Origin of the sequence: Staphylococcus ureilyticus (assembly GCF_002902235.1) — a bacterium.
Lineage (GTDB): Bacteria > Bacillota > Bacilli > Staphylococcales > Staphylococcaceae > Staphylococcus > Staphylococcus ureilyticus.
In genome coordinates this window covers 1-2990 of record NZ_PPRL01000152.1, presented here as the reverse complement: position 1 = coordinate 2990, position 2990 = coordinate 1, and the positions used below count along the sequence as shown (strand labels likewise).

Here is a 2990-nt window from a genome sequence, read left to right as displayed (position 1 = left end):
TCTTGAGACATTACGAATCTCCTCTCATTTATCTGTTAATCCTATCATATCATTTATTAATAAAGATTTATATTAGTATATAGTTTAATGTATAATTATAAATGCAAAAATTATAAAAAAGGGAAAGACCCCAAAGGTTCTTTCCCGATAAATATACGTCTAAAGATTAACGACGGATACCTAATGATTTAATTAATTCACGGTAACGTTGAATATCTTTGCTACGTAAGTAGTTTAATAGGTGTCTACGACGACCTACCATTTTTAATAATCCACGACGTGAATGGTGGTCTTTCGTGTGTTCACGTAAGTGAGTGTTTAATGCAGTGATTTCTGCAGTTAACACAGCGATTTGTACTTCTGGAGAACCAGTGTCCGCTTCGTGTGTGCGATATTCTTTAATTAATTCATTTTTACGTTCTTGTGAAATTGCCATAGTCAATTTCCTCCTTTTTATTTTTATGCGCCTTTATCCGAGCAAAACGTCGGAGTCTCGAACTGCCAAGATAAAGGTGCCTAGTATGTGTGTTTAACACATCAGACTTAAATATTATATGATATTTCGTCACCAAAATCAACAGAAAGTAAATATTTCGCTTTTTCTTTATCTTTATTCATTTGTTCAACCAAAGGATCTATACCATCAAATTTAACTTCTGGTCTTAAATAATGATGCCAATAAACGATAACACGCTCACCATATATGTTTTCATGAAAGTCAAACAGGTTAACTTCTATTACAACTTGCGCTTTAGACGGATCATGAAATGTGGGTTTGACGCCAACATTGGCAGCTCCACGATAAACTTTATCATCTGCACCTATTTTCATACTCACGGCATAAACGCCATTTTTAGGCAAAACGTAATCTCCACTTGGCTCTACATTCGCAGTGGGAAAGCCAATTGTTCTCCCACGTTTTTCGCCTTGTACAACCATACCTTTAATTCGATATCGATATCCAAGTTCATCGTTGGCTTTTTGTAAGTCTCCTGTTTTGAGTGATTTTCTAATATCTGTTGTAGAAATTTTTTCCGATTCGAGCTCTTGTTTACTCACGATAGTCGTATTAAATTCCGTCATTTCATCTAAAATCATCATGTTGCCTTTTCCAAATTTGCCGAAAGTGAAGTCAAATCCTGCAACCACTTCTTTTACATGATTATTAATGATATATTCTCGTATAAATTCTTCGGCACTTACATTGGCGAATTTAGATGAAAAGTTAATAACGATACAATAATCAATACCGTATGATTCTAATATTTCTATTTTATCTTGAATCGGTGTTAAGTAATCTGTACGTTTAAGTTCGGGGTTTAACACAACAGAAGGATGTGGATCAAATGTCATTACAGCTTTTTTTAAATTCGATGCCTCTGCCTTTTTTTCTAAAGTATCAAATACCTCTGCATGGCCCTTATGCATGCCATCAAAAAAACCAAAAGCCATTGCTACATCTTCTGATATATACTGATTTTCTTGAATCGGATGAGTTACTTCAATTACTTTCATGGTTATTTCTCCTTTAGTTAAATACCTTCTTTGGTTTTATTTCATAAGGTTTATCAGGATGTGGTGTGTAAATTGCTAATGCCTTATTTTCTTTTGTGTCAAACATCACAACCAACGTGTTAATAGACTGATCAAATTCATTCTTACTAAATTTTTGACCATTCAATATTTTATTTTTCTGATTTTCGTTTGAAATATTGACTTTTTTCAAACCTCTCAAACCATATTCTATCGGAAAAAGATTTTCTTGTAATGTTTCGTGCTCATGTAGTGATTGTACATGTTCGATTGAAAGGCTATCTTCAATATCAAACCCACCACTTTGTATTCTTGTTAACTTTGACATATGTGCTGGTATATCAAGCATCTTTCCTATATCTGTTGCCAACGTTCTAATATAAGTACCCTTACCACACTTTACTCTGATATCAAATTGACAACCTCGATTTTCAAATCTTAAATCAGACGCTCGTTTAATATCGTAAATCTCAACTTCTCTTGAAGGCCTTTCGACTGTTTCATTTTTTCTTGCATATTCATAAAGCTTTTTACCATTCACCTTTACTGATGAATACATTGGAGGAATTTGCGTAATGACACCTTCAAAACGTGCTATTGCGCTATCAATCTGCGCCTCTATAAGTGTATTTTCCTCAATGTGCTTTTTTTCTAAAATTTCACCTGTCTGATCTTCTGTAGTTGTACTAAACCCTAAATATACAGTTGCAAAATAAGTCTTTCCCATTTCCATAATATAATCGCTTACCTTTGTTGCTGAACCTATACATATGGGTAATACACCTGATACTTCAGGATCTAATGTACCAGTGTGTCCAACCTTTTTTGTTTTTAAAATCTTCCTTAATTTAAATACAACATCATGGCTTGTTAAACCACGTTCTTTATAAACAGGTAAAATACCGTTATACATTTTAATGTCACCTTCAATCGTCCTTTTAATATCATTCCTTATTTATATTAACACGTCTCAATAAATAAATGGTTATAAAAAAGCTGAAACAAATATCTCAATGGGTATTTGTTTCAGCTTTTAAAATTAATCATTTTTGTGTAAATCTTGAATCATCTTTTCAATTTTATTACCGTAGTCTATCGATTCATCGTATTCAAATTTTAAATCTGGAACATTTCTTAAGCGCATTCTTGAACCAATTTCAGATTTTATAAAACCTTTCGCTTTCTCTAAACCTTTAAACGTATCATCAATTTGTTTATCATTTCCAAGTACAGTTAAATAAATTGTTGCAATAGATAAATCATTCGTCAATTGAACTTCTGTTATTGTTAGGAAACCAATTCTAGGGTCCTTGACTTTATTATTAACAATATCCATAATTTCTTGTTTCATTTGTTCGCCAACACGTTCAGCTCTCATATTCATATTATATTTCACCTCACAAATATCATTCGTACATGTATATTTATCTTACTTAAAGATTATATGACAGTTCATT

The 2990-nt window shown here is 32.4% G+C and carries 4 protein-coding genes; all 4 read right to left on the bottom strand.

Annotation, left to right across the window (positions count from 1 at the left end; all coding sequences use genetic code 11):
* Positions 1-166: 166 nt before the first annotated feature.
* The 4 genes from rpsO to rbfA all read right to left on the bottom strand — a co-directional run bounded on the left by rpsO (position 167) and on the right by rbfA (position 2917).
* Positions 167-436, bottom strand: a complete 270-nt coding sequence (rpsO, locus tag CD150_RS12450) for a 30S ribosomal protein S15 (protein WP_019468698.1) — start codon at positions 434-436, stop codon at positions 167-169.
* Between the two features lie 107 nt (positions 437-543).
* Positions 544-1515 carry a bifunctional riboflavin kinase/FAD synthetase gene (locus CD150_RS12445; protein ID WP_046208622.1) on the bottom strand — a complete coding sequence of 324 codons (972 nt, stop codon included), beginning with the start codon at positions 1513-1515 and terminating at the stop codon, positions 544-546.
* A gap of 13 nt (positions 1516-1528) precedes the next feature.
* Positions 1529-2446, bottom strand: coding sequence for a tRNA pseudouridine(55) synthase TruB (gene truB / locus CD150_RS12440; protein ID WP_073342272.1), 918 nt, complete (start codon positions 2444-2446; stop codon positions 1529-1531).
* A gap of 126 nt (positions 2447-2572) precedes the next feature.
* Positions 2573-2917: a 30S ribosome-binding factor RbfA gene (gene rbfA, locus CD150_RS12435; RefSeq protein WP_103161642.1), complete on the bottom strand. Its 345-nt coding sequence runs from the start codon at positions 2915-2917 to the stop codon at positions 2573-2575.
* Between the last annotated feature and the right edge of the window lie 73 nt (positions 2918-2990).

Excerpts from the sequence above, each read along its gene's own strand:
- rpsO (WP_019468698.1), bottom strand. The coding sequence starts at position 436 with ATGGCAATTTCACAAGAACGTAAAAATGAATTAATTAAAGAATATCGC.
- CD150_RS12445 (WP_046208622.1), bottom strand. The coding sequence starts at position 1,515 with ATGAAAGTAATTGAAGTAACTCATCCGATTCAAGAAAATCAGTATATA.
- truB (WP_073342272.1), bottom strand. The coding sequence starts at position 2,446 with ATGTATAACGGTATTTTACCTGTTTATAAAGAACGTGGTTTAACAAGC.
- rbfA (WP_103161642.1), bottom strand. The coding sequence starts at position 2,917 with ATGAATATGAGAGCTGAACGTGTTGGCGAACAAATGAAACAAGAAATT.